The organism is Zunongwangia sp. SCSIO 43204, assembly GCF_019904275.1.
Taxonomy (GTDB): Bacteria; Bacteroidota; Bacteroidia; order Flavobacteriales; family Flavobacteriaceae; genus Zunongwangia; species Zunongwangia mangrovi.
Map to the genome: position 1 here is coordinate 1,727,307 of NZ_CP063204.1, position 16,370 is coordinate 1,743,676.

The 16,370-nt window shown below is 37.5% G+C and carries 16 protein-coding genes; all 16 read left to right on the forward strand.

The features are described from left to right. Positions 1-24 precede the first annotated feature (24 nt). On the forward strand, positions 25-453 hold the full coding sequence (locus INR75_RS07630) for a Fur family transcriptional regulator (protein ID WP_057482988.1): 429 nt from the start codon (positions 25-27) through the stop codon (positions 451-453). An 89-nt stretch (positions 454-542) separates the two neighbouring features. Continuing rightward, on the forward strand, positions 543-1,946 hold the full coding sequence (gene lpdA, locus INR75_RS07635; protein ID WP_057482989.1) for a dihydrolipoyl dehydrogenase: 1,404 nt from the start codon (positions 543-545) through the stop codon (positions 1,944-1,946). Between the two features lie 97 nt (positions 1,947-2,043). Beyond that, entirely contained in the window at positions 2,044-3,393 is a 1,350-nt protein-coding gene (gene nhaA / locus INR75_RS07640; RefSeq protein WP_057482990.1) for a Na+/H+ antiporter NhaA, read from the forward strand. A 10-nt stretch (positions 3,394-3,403) separates the two neighbouring features. Then, positions 3,404-4,195 carry a cation transporter gene (locus INR75_RS07645; RefSeq protein ID WP_217806691.1) on the forward strand — a complete coding sequence of 264 codons (792 nt, stop codon included), beginning with the start codon at positions 3,404-3,406 and terminating at the stop codon, positions 4,193-4,195. Positions 4,196-4,240: 45 nt separating this feature from the next. Then, positions 4,241-4,921 carry a lipoprotein signal peptidase gene (locus INR75_RS07650; protein WP_041579156.1) on the forward strand — a complete coding sequence of 227 codons (681 nt, stop codon included), beginning with the start codon at positions 4,241-4,243 and terminating at the stop codon, positions 4,919-4,921. Between the two features lie 2 nt (positions 4,922-4,923). Then, positions 4,924-5,922, forward strand: coding sequence for a sodium:calcium antiporter (locus INR75_RS07655; RefSeq protein ID WP_223091433.1), 999 nt, complete (start codon positions 4,924-4,926; stop codon positions 5,920-5,922). A 3-nt stretch (positions 5,923-5,925) separates the two neighbouring features. Further along, the gene (locus INR75_RS07660; protein WP_013073443.1) at positions 5,926-6,111 is read left to right on the forward strand and encodes a hypothetical protein; all 186 of its coding nucleotides are present in this window, start codon (positions 5,926-5,928) and stop codon (positions 6,109-6,111) included. An 18-nt stretch (positions 6,112-6,129) separates the two neighbouring features. Beyond that, entirely contained in the window at positions 6,130-7,446 is a 1,317-nt protein-coding gene (locus INR75_RS07665; protein WP_013073442.1) for an APC family permease, read from the forward strand. Between the two features lie 9 nt (positions 7,447-7,455). Then, positions 7,456-7,632, forward strand: coding sequence for a hypothetical protein (locus tag INR75_RS07670; RefSeq protein ID WP_013073441.1), 177 nt, complete (start codon positions 7,456-7,458; stop codon positions 7,630-7,632). Between the two features lie 18 nt (positions 7,633-7,650). After that, positions 7,651-8,007, forward strand: a complete 357-nt coding sequence (locus INR75_RS07675; RefSeq protein ID WP_008615606.1) for an STAS/SEC14 domain-containing protein — start codon at positions 7,651-7,653, stop codon at positions 8,005-8,007. A gap of 57 nt (positions 8,008-8,064) precedes the next feature. Next, a complete protein-coding gene (locus tag INR75_RS07680) occupies positions 8,065-8,886 on the forward strand; it encodes a universal stress protein (protein ID WP_013073440.1) in 822 nt (273 codons plus the stop codon). 886 nt (positions 8,887-9,772) lie between these two features. Beyond that, entirely contained in the window at positions 9,773-10,981 is a 1,209-nt protein-coding gene (locus tag INR75_RS07685; RefSeq protein WP_013073438.1) for a di-heme oxidoredictase family protein, read from the forward strand. Beyond that, positions 10,978-11,415, forward strand: a complete 438-nt coding sequence (locus INR75_RS07690; protein WP_013073437.1) for a ubiquinol-cytochrome c reductase iron-sulfur subunit — start codon at positions 10,978-10,980, stop codon at positions 11,413-11,415. The genes INR75_RS07685 and INR75_RS07690 overlap by 4 nt, the downstream gene beginning before the upstream one ends. After that, positions 11,387-12,640: a hypothetical protein gene (locus tag INR75_RS07695; protein WP_037317188.1), complete on the forward strand. Its 1,254-nt coding sequence runs from the start codon at positions 11,387-11,389 to the stop codon at positions 12,638-12,640. The genes INR75_RS07690 and INR75_RS07695 overlap by 29 nt, the downstream gene beginning before the upstream one ends. A 426-nt stretch (positions 12,641-13,066) precedes the next feature. Further along, entirely contained in the window at positions 13,067-13,591 is a 525-nt protein-coding gene (locus INR75_RS07700) for a sigma-70 family RNA polymerase sigma factor (RefSeq protein WP_013073435.1), read from the forward strand. A 331-nt stretch (positions 13,592-13,922) separates the two neighbouring features. Continuing rightward, entirely contained in the window at positions 13,923-16,307 is a 2,385-nt protein-coding gene (locus INR75_RS07705) for a TonB-dependent receptor (RefSeq protein ID WP_041579150.1), read from the forward strand. Positions 16,308-16,370: the final 63 nt, after the last annotated feature.

The window sequence follows — 16,370 nt, forward strand, 5'->3', positions numbered from 1 at the left end:
GACTGTTTTTCGAAAGAATATAAAATGACAAAAACGGAAAAAAAATTATCGTCAAAAGGGATACGTCCCACTGAAATGAGGTTGAAAATTTACAAATACCTCAAAAGGAAAACTTATGCAGTAAGTTTAAATGAAATGCAAAAAGTCTTTATCAATAAAAATATCAAAACAGCCAATAAGACCACTTTCTACAGGGCGATAAAGCTCTTTGAGAAAAAAAGCATGGTGCACCAAATTGACGATGGAACTGCTTTTGCAAAATATGCGATTTCCGATGAAAACGCCAAAGGTAAACACAGTACAGATTTACATATGCACTTTCATTGTACCAATTGTAAGAAAACAATCTGTTTACCAAATAAAATATCGGAAGAGAGTTTGCCAAACCAGTATGAGGTGAACGATGTGAACCTAGTTTTAAAAGGGATATGTAAAAACTGTAGTAAAAAATAATAGGTGGGAGTGCCTTAAGCCTGAATCCCAGCCCCCAATGGTCAAGCTTAAGGTTTTTTCCACCGTAACTAACTTAAAAAAATGTGAATATGGAAAAATTTGATGTAACTATAATAGGATCTGGCCCGGGCGGGTATGTAAGTGCGATCCGTTGCGCCCAATTAGGATTAAAAGTAGCCATTATTGAAAGGTACAACACGCTTGGCGGCACCTGCCTTAACGTGGGCTGTATCCCGTCAAAAGCCTGGTTGGAAGCCTCTGAGCATTATTACAAACTCAAGCATCAATTCGAAAATTTTGGGATTGATGTTAAAGAGGCCAATGTCGATATCCTGAAAATGAACCAAAGGGTTCAGGATGTGGTACAGGAAATCATCAATGGTGTTGATTATCTGATGAAAAAGAACAAGGTTGCCGTCTATCAAGGCCACGGCACCATCAAGGACAAAAACACGATTGAGATTAAGGGCGGGGACAAAACGGAAACCATAACAACCGATAAAATCATCATTGCCACAGGGTCCAAACCCGCTTCACTGCCCAATATTAAAATAGACAAAAAGCGTATCATCTCTTCCACCGAAGCCCTTGCCCTACAGGAAATCCCCAAGCACTTAATGGTCGTTGGGGGTGGCGTTATCGGTGTTGAGATAGGTTCCGTATTCGCCCGCCTGGGTTCAAAGGTTTCCATAGTAGAATATTTTGATAGCCTTATCGCCACTATGGACGGCGCACTGGGACATCAATTGCACCGTTCCCTTAGAAAACAGGGAATTGATTTTTATTTGGAACATAAGGTGACAAACGCAACGGCAACTGAGGATAAAGTAGAATTGAAAGCGGAAAATCTTTCCGATAAAGAAGAAATGAGTTTAGATGGCGATTACTGTCTTATGGCCATTGGCCGAAAACCATACACCGCCAGTTTAGGGCTTGAAAATATAGGAGTGGAAACCAATGAGAAAGGACAGATAACGGTAGATAAAAACCTTGAAACCAATGTCAAGGGTGTGTATGCCATTGGGGATGTAATCCGGGGGGCAATGCTTGCCCATAAAGCCAGTGAAGAAGGCGTTTTTGTAGCCGAAAGCATAGCAGGTCAAAAGCCACATATCAATTATTCCCTTATCCCAAATATCGTGTACACCCAGCCTGAGGTCGCCGGTGTAGGCTTGACGGAAGAAGAACTGAAGAAGACCAATAGAAGTATAAAAACGGGCTCTTTTCCCTATAAGGCAAACGCACGGGCGAAGATAAGTATGGATACGGATGGTTTTATCAAGGTAATCGCAGATAAGGAAACCGATGAGATATTGGGCGTGCATATGATAGGCCCTCGCATAGCAGACAGTTATACCGAAGCGGTGGTAGCGATGGAATTTAGGGCGGCTGCCGAGGATATTGCAAGAATGTCACACGGTCACCCCACATTTTCCGAGACCTTTAAGGAGGCCTGTCTGGCAGCTACCGAAGACAGGGCGTTGCATATTTAAAGTTGACCTAACAGTAAGTTCTTAAAAATTAAGACGCTACTGAGCTTTTTGAAATATTAAGGTTTAAGTAATGAACTCAAAAAACAGATAAGATAAAATGGGGCAATCAGTTCGAAATCAATCCACTATTGGGTATATCAGGGAAACGGCAACAAAGTTCCTCGACAGGGAAACAGCTGGGGGGATTTTTTTAATAATTGCTACTATAGTTGCCCTTCTTTTAGCTAATTCAAAGTGGGCAGGTGCCTATCATCATTTTCTTGGCGATGAATTGCTTTTTGAATTTTCCGAGCATCTTAGTTTTGGGCTAACAATTGAAGAATGGATCAATGATGGCCTAATGGCAATTTTCTTTTTGGTTGCCGGCCTTGAATTGAAGAGGGAGGTTATGGTGGGGGAATTATCTTCAATTAAAAAAGCCTCAGCCCCATTGTTGGCAGCTTTAGGTGGCATGGCAGTTCCGGCCCTCATTTTTATTAGCCTAAATTTAGGCACTGAAAATATAAAGGGTTGGGGCATCCCTATGGCTACCGATATCGCATATTCACTAGGGATTATTGGCCTACTGGGAAAAAATGTCCCCAGGCAGTTAAAAACATTTTTAATAGCCCTCGCTATTGCTGACGATATAGGTGCCATATTGGTGATAGCATTGTTTTATAGCAACGAGTTGAGCTGGATATACCTTGGATCGGGCATGGGGGCATTTGGGTTATTATTATTAATGAATTGGACTGGGATCAAAAATTTGATTTGGTATATTATTATTGGGATCATCTTATGGTATTGCTTCCTTAATTCGGGGATCCATCCAACTATTGCGGGAGTACTTTTTGCCATTACCATTCCAATAGTGCCCAAATTAGACAGTAAAATATTAAAAGAAAGGACCGCCACAAACGTTACTAATCTTGAGAAAACAGAGCTGGAAAAATTAAATCCTCTTCAGGATAAAAAACAACAAATAATTTTAAAAGCTATTAAAACAGATACTGAGAATTCAAGGCCTCCTTTGCTCAAACTGGAAAATTCCCTTGTTGATTTCAATGCTTTCTTTATCATTCCAATTTTTGCAGTCGCGAATGCGGGAGTAAAGCTCGATGTAAATTTAATTGAGGTTGTTTCCGGTTCTTTAGGGCTGGGGATCCTTTTGGGATTAGCTATTGGGAAAGTAACAGGGATTGGTATTTTTACATTGATCGGGCAAAAACTTGGAGTTTCCGAATTACATATTACACTAAACTGGAAACATATAATTGGAATTGGTATGATCGCGGGAATTGGCTTTACCATGTCCCTTTTTATTACCAATCTCGCATTTAATGATCAGGAATTGATTAAAATTTCGAAAATAAGCATTTTGATAGCTTCATTACTTGCAGCTATTGGCGGTGCGGTAATTCTCTTATTAACTTCCAATAAAGGAAGGAAAAATATAGTTAAGTGATATGGGAGAAATGAACAAAAGTACTTTTATAGTAAGTCAAATGGACTGTCCTTCAGAAGAACAGATGATCCGGATGAAATTGGAATCTTATGCTCAAGTGAAATATTTGGATTTTGATATACCCAATCGAAAACTTGAAGTATATCACCTTGAAGGGAATGAGGAAATCAAAGCCTCGATTTCAGAATTAAAATTAGGTGATAAATTTATGGGGACCGAAGAAGCCGAGCCTCCCGTAATAGAAGACCAATCCAAACAGAAAACAATCCTTTGGTGGGTCCTGGGGATAAATTTCGGCTTTTTCATTATCGAAATGACCACGGGGTGGATTTCTTCTTCTATGGGCCTAATTGCAGATTCTTTGGATATGCTGGCAGATTCGATAGTATATGCGCTAAGTTTATTTGCAGTAGGTGGTGCCATTTCCAGAAAAAAGAAGGTGGCAAAATTCAGCGGCTACTTTCAAATTGCATTGGCAACACTTGGTTTTGCAGAGGTATTAAGAAGGTTTTTTACAAGTAGTGAAACACCAATGTTCGAATGGATGATCATAGTTTCCATTTTAGCCTTACTGGGGAACCTTATTTCGCTCTGGTTGATAAATAAGGCCAAAAGTAAGGAGGCGCATATGCAGGCCAGTGCTATTTTTACGTCCAATGATATCATCGTAAACGGCGGGGTGATACTGGCCGGGGTGCTGGTCTATTTTCTGGATAGCAAATGGCCCGATTTGGTAATTGGCGGCATCGTTTTCACGTTTGTAATGCGGGGCGCCATAAGAATTTTAAAATTATCTAAATAATGCAAATATATGTTGCACAAGACGTTGGGCAAGAATAAGGAAATTATGAATAAAAGTAGTGTAGCATTATTAATTTTACTGTTGTTGGTAATAGACCAGGCCATAAAGATTTATGTGAAGACCCATTTTTATTATGGCGAGGAATATTTTGTGTTTGGCCTGGATTGGTTTCGCTTACATTTTTTGGAGAATGCCGGCATGGCCTGGGGCTTTAAATTTGGCGAAGGTTATCTGGCCAAATTTGTTTTAATACTATTTCGCTTCGTAGCCGTTATTTGGGGGACCTTTTATATCAAAAAGATGATACGTGAAGGATATGCAAAAGTCTTTATAATCTGTGCCGCATTTATATACGCAGGTGCATTGGGCAATTTGATTGACGGTGCATTTTACGGACTGATTTTTGAAAAAAGTGATCCCGCACTTCGCAATATTGCAGAAATATTCTCCTCAGGCGGTGGTTATGCCGGATTTTTAAATGGCAATGTGGTGGATATGTGGTACTTCCCTATTATTGATACAAGGCTTCCGGAATGGCTGCCATTATGGGGAGGTAATGAATTTACTTTTTTCGACCCTGTATTCAATACCGCAGATGTTTGGATTAGCACGGGAGTGATTTTACTCCTGATCTTTCAAAGCCAACAAAAAAAAGACCAGAAAATATCGGATAAGAAAAAGTTGAAATATACTGAAAGTAACAGGACAATTATAAAAATCGATTAGTTATGAACGCTTGGCTTTGGGTAGTAGTATTGGGATTGGCAGCTTGGGCTGCCCATTGGGGTGCTGATCAACTCCTTACCCCTTTAAAGATGCTGCGCAAACAATGGGGGCTTACTGCTTCTGCAGGGGCAGCTTTCCTGGCTATTGTAACAGCGAGCCCTGAAGTGGCGATAAATATTACGAGCGCCGCCCGTGGGGTATCTGATATCGGGTTGGGGAATTTGCTTGGTTCCAATATCATTTCCATTCCGCTCATGGTAACCATTGCATACTTTGCTTCCAGAAGAAAGTTTAAAAACAATAAGGAGCATCAAAAACATTTGGATGCCAACCTGCTGGCCCTGAACAAACGTTCCGTCTCGGTATTATCTATCCCCTATCTGGTAATTATCGGGTTGGTGGCTATATTAACGCTTCCCAAAGCCTGGCGTGGATTACAACCCATTGATGGGTGGATCATGCTGGCTGCCTATGCGGCTTTTTTAACGCATGCCATTATAAAAGGCAGGGAAAAGGGTCAGAAGGTAGAATGGGATAAAAAGAAAATATGGCTTTCGGTTGCAGGGGCCCTGGCCATAGCCGTGGGGGCTTTTTTTATTGTAAAAGCTACCGAAAATATTGTTTCGGCACTGAATATTTCCGAAATTGTTGGAGGGTTGTTTATCACCGGAATTATGACTACCGCCCCTGAAATATTCAAAACATGGAGTGTGGTAAAGGGAGGTGAAGTGACTGCGGGTACCACCAGTGTGATTGCAGATAATGCCGTTACCATGACAGTGGCATTTTTCCCCCTGGCACTGGTAACGACCCCAATCGAAGATTTCCAGTTGTTTTGGGTCAACCTGGCTTTTGTAGGACTGATGCCGCTTTTATATTCAGTATTTGTCCATCAAAGCAAGGAACTTCACGGGTTCAGCAGATGGCAGATATTCGTTTTCGATGCAGTGTATATTGTATATCTTTTAACTATGGTGTTTTTTGTTCTAAAACTATTTTAAAAAATGAAGGAGGATTTATTTAAGGATTACCAGGAGAGGCTTAATGTGCTGGATGAAAATATTAGAGCAGTAGCATTAAAATATGCAAGGGATTTCTATTTGAACAAAAATTGTTCAAAAGAAGAGGCTATTGAGCGTGGCATCGTAAAGGCAGAGATGGAAAAAAGGAATTTAGATAGAAATGGATAATATATTACTAATAGTATTATGGCAGAATTAAAAAAATCTCTGGGTACTCTTCGCCTTACTTTTTATGGTGTAGGTACCATTGTTGGTGCTGGAATATATACTGTAATTGGTGCAGCCGCTGGACAGGCGGGAACAGACCTTTGGTTGAGTTTTATTTTTGCCGCCATTGCGGCCAGTGTCTCGGCAATGTCGTATGCAGAGCTGTCCTCTACCTATCCTAATGCCGGTGCAGAATTCATTTTTGTACGGAAAGCTTTTCCAAAAATCGACATTCCATCTTTTCTAACAGGTTGGACGATTGCATTTCACAGTTCGGCCACCATCGCCGCGGTGCTACTTGCTTTTTCAGGGTATTTCAATACGTTTTTTAACATCCCTTCCTTACTGGTTAGCTATGCTGTGCTACTGATTCTTGCATTTATAAGCATTACGGGCATCAAAAAATCATCTACCGCCAATATCATTATGGTCAGTATTCAGCTATTGGGATTGTTTATTCTTATTGCGGTCGGACTTTTGGAAACAGGACCACCAAAATCAGAATTTTTTAAAGTGGAGTCCTTTTCCGGCACCCTGGCAGCGACTGCTACCTTATTTTTTGTTTATACCGGCTTTGAGCATATGGCAGCATTGGGTTCCGAGGTAAAAAATCCGGGCAAGACGATTCCGAGGGCATTTTTATTGACAATGGTGTTTACCACAATTATATACCTACTAATATCTTTTACGGTACTCAATATAAGTGACCCCGCAGAAATAGCAAAGGTAAATTCCCCATTGTCGCTGGCCGCTTCAAATTTAAATTCCTGGTTGCCCGTAGCCCTGGCAGTTGCGGCACTTTTTGCTACGGCTAATGCGGCTTTTAGTGGCATTATTTCCATTAGCAGGTTGCTTTTCGGTATGGCAAGCGTGGGCGAGCTTCCAAAATTTATGACCAAGACCAATGCACAGAAAGTACCCTGGGTAACTACACTGGTGGTTATGGCTGCGGTAGCGGCATTTTTGTTATTGGGAGATATTAAAATTGTCGCAGGAATGTCCTCTTTAGGGGCGTTACTCGTTTTTGTAGCTGTGAATATTGCACTCATCGTTTTGCGTTATAAAGCACCTGACAAAGAAAGACCTTTTAAAGTTCCCCTTTCCATAGGGAAAGTACCTATCCTACCCATTTTGGCCATAATTATTAGCCTGTCTCTGGTAGTTCAGTTTAACTGGCAGGTGTATGTTGCTTTTGTGGGAGCAATTATAGTGGGCATCGTGCTGGATTATTTTTTGGACAAAAAGTCAAAGAATGAGATGGATCCCGAAAAAGAAAAAGAACTGTTCAACCATTAAAATGAAGCTATGGAATGGACCTTTGAAGAATTTAAAACCAGTTTGGATGGCCTCCATCCTGCAGTGAAGCAAAAAGCCCTGGAAATTGCTAAAAGTCTGGTTATAGAAAAGAATTATACTAAGGGAAATGCCATAAAAGAAGGAATTATGAAAGCTGAAGAATGGTTTTACGATTTAGGCGGTTAATAATTAATAAAAATAGATATGTTACAAATTATAGAGATTTCAGGAGATAATATTATTGCAACCAGAGCATCGGGAGATTTATCCGAAATGGATATTGAGAAGGTACATCCCATTATTCATGCTATTTTGGACAAAGGATTAAACGTACGCTGGTATTTTGAAATGGAGAATTTTACCGGCTGGGATTTTCCAGGCCTGTGGGAAGATCTAAAAATGGATACTGCCCACGCAAAAGATTATGAAAAAATCGCCATGGTAGGTGATAAAAAATGGCAGGACTGGATTACAAAGTTCATGAAACCTTTTACCAATGCTGAAGTAAAATATTTTGACTTAGAGGAAAAGGAGATTGCCAAAAAGTGGATTAAACAATAAAGCTTTTATTTAAACAATTAATTGAAAAACTGAATGTATAATTAAAATTAAAAAACCATGAAAATAATAGTTCCGATTGATTTTAGTCAAAGTTCCAAAATTGGAGTTGAGTATGCCATAAAGGTGGCCGAATCTTTAAATTCAGAAATTATCTTTGTTCATGCCTATTCTGAAGGTTATCAATATGCCGGATACGGGGCTATAGTTTATCCGGTTCCCGACAACTTTAGTTCTTATCAGAAATTGTACAAAGAAAAAATGCTGGAATTTCTCGAAAATTTTCCACGTCTGGCGACAATAAAATATAAGAGTATGGTAGCCCCAGGAAGACCTTCAGATATAATTTATCAATTAGCAACAGAAGAAAAAGCAGGTTTGATAATTATGGGGACAGAAGGTGCAGGTGAGGTAGAAGGTTACCTTGCAGGAACTACCAGTGAAAAAGTGAGCAAGGATGTACCCTGCCCTGTGCTGGTTGTACCTGAAGATTTAGAAACTTTTGGTTTAAAAAGAATTTGTCTGGCGCTGGATTCAGATAATCTGAAACCTGATAGGGAACTAAAGGTTCTGGCTGATCTATTAAAGGCATTTAACGCGCGCCTTTTTATATTTCATTTTGCTAAAAGTAAAGATGAAGTTATTAAAGAACAGGAGATAAAAAACTATTATGAGGAGTTTTTTAATCTACAGAATATTTCTGTTCACCTTTTTTCCGAAGGGAAAACTGAAGATAAAATAACCGGTTTTTTGAAAGATAATGCCATAGATATTTTGGCGCTACTTTACAGGAAACATGCCTTTATAGAAAAACTAACTGAACTGGGGCTGAGACGGAAAATGATTTTCAAATCAGAAGTTCCTGTACTTATTTTAAAATGATAGTAGGATTGAAAACAAATCTGCATTTTTAAGTTTATGAAGTCACTATTTTTTAGAAATTAACTGAATTCCTGAGCTTCATACCTTCAGTAAGACCACAGAATTATTTGTGAAATATTCCTATGGTATCCTAGGTGCCCTAAATTAAGGCAATTGTAAGACTACAGTACAATGAATTTTTATCTAATTAGAGGGAATAAACCCTTTTTAAAGCGATAAGTTTGCAATTTACCCAAAAGAAAGTGTAGAAGAAAAATGTCAAAATATAGGAGAAATAGAAGAAAGAAGAAGGGTCAAAAATCTTCCCGGAATAAAATAACTAAAAAAGAAAAGCTTTTTGGAATTTTTTCATTAATCCTTTTGGTCATTGCATCATTTTTATTGTATTTTTTTGTCTTAAAAGACTTTATTCATAAGCCCTGATTATTTAAAAATGTTTACCTACCAACTTTTTCTTAATCTAATGATTCTATGGAATTCATTATTTTTCTTTTTAAAAGTTGAAGTTTTAAGAGGCGTAGAAAATTGACCTTTTGTAAACAAAATACTTCAATTAAAAACCGATTCCCTGTAATATAAGGAATCGGGAGTTCTCTGGTATTTCAATTCAAGTACTTCTAAAGGAGGGGCGACCAGAATTATACTCATATTATTGAGAACCTTCATAATACTCCTAATAGGTAGGCTGTCTCATAGGAGTAAATACAAAGCTTCCAAGTTAGAAACTTTAAACGTACAAACGAGGTTTTCGCCGTTGGTAAATCTTTTAAGAAGCTTAATACTATATATTCCTACAACTTTAAAAATATATTCTTAAGATAATAACTTTCAATATTTAGATTATTAAAAAATAAATTTTAGATTTGTCTAAATAATATTTTAGGTAATGAAAATAGAATGGTTAAGTCTAATTATTTTTATCGCTTTTTTTACATCCTGTGAAAAATTAGCTGATGAATATGGTCCTGTTCCTCCAAAGGAAAATGAACTTCTTGATGGCCCTGTAGAAGGATTATCAGTTGAAGAGCAGATTCAGTTCTTGAATGGGGATATAGCGTTCAATGATGAAGTATTTACCGCAGAAACTGGACTCGGCCCCGTTTTCGTAGGTACTAGCTGTGTTAGTTGTCATTCTGGGGATGGTAAAGGTCACCCGTTTAATCAATTTATAAGATTCGGTCAAAGTGATACTTTAGGAAATCCTTTTGCAGACTTTGGGGATGGTAAAAATCAATTACAGAATAAAGCAATTCAGGGGTTTCAGCCTGAAAAGCTACCTCCAGGAGCACCCTTCACAACCTTGGTTGCGCCTGCGGTCACAGGATTAGGTTTTTTGGATGCTGTTCCAGATGAAAGTATACTTTCTCTAGCCGATCCTTATGATGAGAATGGCGACGGAATAAGTGGTAGAGCTCATTTCGCATATCCTCCTGAATATGTTCAAATTCGGCCAAATAGTATTTCACGTGGAGGTAAATATATTTTTAGGTTTGGTAAAAAGGCAATTAGTTATGACTTATTGCATCAAACAGTAGGTGCGTATAATCAAGATATAGGTATTACATCATTATTTGAACCTATAGATCCTTATAGCGGGCTGGAAGAGGACCCGGAAATCAGTACTCAGGTAGTTAACGAGGTGGTTTTTTATTTAAAAACCTTAAAAGCTCCGATACCTCGAAATCAAAATGATCCTGATGTTGTATCTGGCAAACAAATTTTTTCCCGAATTCAATGTGCTGCCTGCCATACCCCAAGCATGAAAACGGGATATTCGCCTATCGAAGCACTATCTAATAAAGGATTTCATCCCTATACAGATTTACTACTTCATGATATGGGTCCTGGTCTGGACGATGGATATACCGAAGGTTTTGCTGAAACATCCGAATGGAGAACCCCTCCGCTATGGGGAATTGGCCTTTCTGAAAACTCACAAGGAGGAGGTTTGTTTCTTTTACATGATGGCAGGGCAAGAAGTATTGAGGAAGCCATTTTGATGCATGGCGGTGAAGCCAAAAATTCAAGGGATGAGTTCAATGCCCTATCGAATCAGGAAAAAAAGCAACTACTTGAATTTATAAATTCATTATGATGAAAAGAAAAAAATTTATCCAAACCCTTTCCTCTGTTGCTATAACAATACCAAGTTTAGGTTTTTTACATTCATGCAGTGGAATTTACTATGCTACAGCAAAGGAAGAGGTAGATAAGTTAACCATAGCGAAGCATGAGTTTATTCTTGAAAAAAATAACAAGGTGTCTAAAAGAGAGTTTGTCCTTATACAAAATAACAAATACAGATTCCCTATTTGTCTATATAAAGTTGGTGAAGACTATATAGCTTCCTTACTAAAATGCACTCATCGAGGGTGCGAGCTTAATGTTGGTGGGGGTATCTATAGTTGTCCTTGCCATGGAAGCCAATTTTCCAATGAAGGAACCGTATTACAAGGACCTGCTGAACAAAAACTAAAAACATTTCCAACGAAAACAGACGATGAAAACATCTATATTTTATTCTCCTAATTATTTGATCATTACCTTAATATTGTTCACCCTCAGTGGAAATTTAATAGCCCAAAACGAGGATGATATACTTAAAAGAACGAAGTCAGATACAACAGATACTCAACTTAACATGGATGCGGTATACAATCGACCAGCTCTAACAATAAATAAAGCTCCGGTATCTATTGGGGGATATCTTGAAGCCAATTCGATATATGCAGTGGAAGATGGATTGACAGAAGGATTATCTTTTCAAGCACGACGTTTAACATTATTTCTGTCTGCCTCAATTAACAAAAGAATTAAATTTTTAACGGAAGTAGAGTTTGAAGAGGGAGGTAAAGAGATTGCCATAGAATTTGCTGCTATGGATATCTCCTTTGATCCTCTTCTCAATTTACGAGGTGGAATAATCTTGAATCCAATCGGTGCTTTTAATCAAAATCACGATGGTCCTAAATGGGAGTTTGTAGAAAGACCTGATGTGGCAGTAAAATTACTACCCGCCACTTTTTCTAATGCAGGTTTTGGAATGTATGGTAAAACAAATACTGGAGATTGGATTATCGGATATGAAGCATACCTCTCAAATGGATTTGACAATAGTATAATTAATAATTCAAAAGATCGAACCTCTCTTTCATCCGTTAAAGAAAATGAAGAGCGTTTTGAAGAAAATTTCAGCGGTGACCCTTTAATTACTACAAAACTCGCTATAGGAAATAGAAATATAGGTGAGGTTGGTTTTTCTTATATGGGCGGTACATACAATCGTGTAATGGAAGATGGACTACAGATAGATGAAAAGAATAGGAGGGTGGATGTCTTCGCTATTGATCTTAGCACTACTATTGAATCAACCGGCACTTATATTGTTGGAGAAGGCGCTTATGTGTGGGTGGATGTGCCAAAAACATTTACGCAACAGTTTGGAAATAAACAAGCAGGATTTTTTCTGGATGTAGTTCAACCAGTGTTGCAAAAGAAAATGTTCGGTTGGGAAAATGCATCCTTAAACGTCTCCGCTCGGACAGATTATGTTGATTTTAATATTGGTAACTTCACTCAAACTAATACAAATATAGGGGATGATTTAATTGCGGTTACTCCTTCCATAAGTTTTAGACCGTCACCTGCAACGGTTTTAAGGTTGAATTATCGTTATCAGTGGCAGAATGACATTTTAAATAATCCAGCCACAAAAACGGCCACCTGGTACCTAGGTTTTAGCACCTATTTTTAAGAATGATATGCTTTTTTAACTAATGGAGTGGGCTGCTCGGGGTAGCATGATTAGTTTATCTTTCGGATAATTACAATATTACGAAGCAGAAGGCTTAAAATTTCTCAGTTTTTTAGAGAAGTTGGAGAAAATGTTCCAGGCGCAAAGCTTAGTCAATAAAATGCTTAACATGAGTCTGCAGCCATATTTTAAAAGAAAATTCAATTTAAATGTATCTTTTTAGAAAATTAAAGGTCTCCGTAGTAAACAATAAAATTTATAAGTATGAATGATTGTAAATGTACTAATTGTGATTGCACTAAATGTAATTGCATAAATTGTTTAGATAACAATTGCCCTTGTACAAAATGTGAATGTGGTAAATGCGATTGTTGCTGAATTGAATAAAGGTTGGTTTAAAAGCTAACCTTTATTTATTTTTGAACTATGGAGACTCAAAAAGTTTGGCACAATTTCAATGAAGAGTTATTCTTCTTTATTCTCAAAAAAGTAAAAAATGAAAGTGCTACAAATGATATTTTTCAAAATACATTTTTAAAAATCCATAAAAAATTACATCAACTTGAGAATGATGAAAAAGTAAGAGCCTGGATTTTTCAAATTGCTCGAAACGAGATAGCAAACTACTTCAATAAAGAATCTGTTTATTTACCGAGTGTTAATTTACAGAATGAAACTGCTTTAGAAAAATATCAGTCAATATGCTGTTTTGATAAATTCGTATATGAACTACCAGATATTTATAAAAAGATAATTGAATTGATTTATATCAAAGGACTAAAACAAAAGGAAGCGGCTGAAATCTTAGAAATAAGTCTTACAAATGTCAAGGCTAGAACACGAAGAGCTAAAGATATTTTAAAACAAAAATTCAATGAATGTTGTAAATACGAGTTTGATAAAGATGGCAAATTAATTGGAGAATCCAATTGCTCTATTTGTAAATCATAATTAAAAATACATCCGCCCACAAATCCATCGCAGATAACAGGTATTGTTAAATAATAGGATTTTAGCATTTCATAATGAAACGATTAAAAACTGAGAAAGGGATAGAATGGTAACTTTAGTTGTTTCCCAATATCATATTTTTTATGCCAATCCTTTTTGAGTAAAAAATTGCTTTTAATCATTATATTAAATCAAAAAATAATCTACCAATTATCTTCAAGAGGGCTGTGATCACTCCACTCCACTCCATTGAAAAAAATCAAATTTTCTTGGTGTAATTAAAAGAGGCTTCTATATTTGCATTTATTTTTAATAAATCTAAATAAGAATAATGAAACACATTACTTTTCTCGCCTTAATGGCCTTAAGCCTCTCTGCTTTCTCCCAATCAGGATTAAAAGGGGAAATAAAAAATGAAACAAATGAACCTATTGCCGGTGCCTCTATTTATATCGAGGAATTACAAAAAGGAACTACTACAAATTTTGACGGGTTTTATAAACTCCAGGAGGTTCCCCCTGGAAACTGGAAGGTAACGGTCAAAATGTTGGGTTATCAAACTATAGAGCAAATTATAGAAATTGGACGAGATTCCTTAACAACCTATAGTGTGAACCTTCAGGATACGTATGGAAGTTTGGATGAAGTGGTGATTTCTGCAAGCAGGAACCCGGAATATCTTTCAGAAATTCCAGCTTCTGTTACTGTGGTGAACTCAGAAAAGCTGCGGGAATTTACTAAAATCTCCTCCAATATTAACGAGATTCTAGCATATACAGTGCCCGGTCTTGCTGTAAGCACAGGAACATTTTCCAATTGGGGACAAACATTAAGAGGTAGGTCATTACTCGTTATGGTAGATGGAATCCCTCAATCCACCCCGCTACGTAATGGACAATTGGGAATTAAAAGTATTAATCCTAACGATATAAGCAGAGTTGAAGTAATCAAAGGAGCTACTTCAATATTTGGAAATGGTGGTAGTGGAGGCTTTATCAATTATATCACCAAAAATCCAACCACTTCAGAAAAATTGAGCGGCACTACTGATATTTGGGGAACCTCCCAACTTTCCAATAGCCAAGATGCCTTGGGATATGGGGTATATCAATCCTTTTCCGGACAATTTAATAAGTTTAGTTACTATATAAGCGGAAGTATAGAACATACCGGGAATAAATACGATGCTGAAGGGATTCCCTTACTTCCTACTTATGGATTAGATAATACCGATATTTACAGCACGTATGGAAAACTGGAATATCTCCTTTCTTCTAATCAAAAAATAACCATTAACGGGAATCTTTATAAATCACTTCAGGATTCTCCTTTTATTCCGGTTTTTGCAAATATTCAGGTGTTTAATGACCAAGGGGATTACTCTTTAGAACCGGGTTATGGTATCGAAGGATCAATTCCTGGACAGGAACCAACTGGTTCCGAATTGATAAATGGGAGGTTAAAATACAATTTAAATAATATTTTCTCCGGTACCACAGATTTTGAAACCGATCTATATTATTCCAAAGCCAAAAGTATTTTCTTTTATTCTGATAAATTCGAAGACGGAGGGCAATCCGTGATCAATTCAGAAAAGTATGGCTTAAGACCTAATTTTAATACTCAGTTCAATTTGTATGGCGATATGAATATATCTCTGATCTATGGACTGGATCTTTTAAGGGATAAGACTAATCAGGGGCTGTTAGATGGAAGGCTTTGGGTGCCGAATATCGAACTGATGAGCGTAGCACCGTATTTACAAACCACTTTAAAACTAGATAAAAAATGGGCCTTTAAAGCTGGATTACGATACGATGATTTAAAAATGGATATTGCCAATTATAATACACTTCCCTATTCACCTAAAGGAGATGGTAACTTTAATCCTTCGGTCTCCGTTCAGGGCGGAGAGTTGGCGTTCGATAATCTGGCATTTAATATGGGAGTCCGGTATATTGAACATCAGGAATTCATTCCCTACATTAGTTATTCCCAGGGTTTCTCCATAGCTGATTTAGGTTCTATTTTAAGATCTGCAAGAGCTGAAAGTATAGACAACATTCAACTGGAGCCCGCAGTTACCAATAACTATGAATTCGGGTTTATTTCAAAATTTAATAATTTTCGTTTAGAGGCTGTAGGATACTACAGTACCTCTAATTTAGGTACTGGTGTTGTATTTAGTGATGAACTAAACTCGTTTATACCTTCTGAACAACCTCAGAAAATATTCGGTGGAGAGGTAGCAATAGATTATGCTCTCCCAAGCAATAAACTACTTATTGGGACTTCTTATTCGTATGTGGAAGGGCTTAAAAACCCAAACGATGATGAAAATAATTTAAGTTATGTTGGTGGTGATGTCATTTCTGCTCCAAAATTAACGGCTTATGTTACCTGGAAGCCAACAGAACAGTTTAATACTTCATTGAATGTTATGAGTTTAGGAGATCGAAACAGGTTTTCTCCTTTTCAGGATGGGGAAGGAAATTATGCTTTTAGGCATACGGAATTTCCTGTAAATGGATATACCCTGGTAAATCTAACGGCCACCTACCAAATTAAGAGTAATATTGATGTTTTCTTGGGTATCAATAACCTTCTTAATGAGTATTATTTACCGGCAAGATCTCAATGGGCGGCGCCATTAAGGTCTTTTACTACAGCTGGGGAGGGAGCGAATGCCCGTCTTGGTGTAACTTATAATTTTTAAAAGGGGTGGTAGTCGTTATTAAGAATTGATATTCAGAAGTAACGACTACCATTTTACACTAAA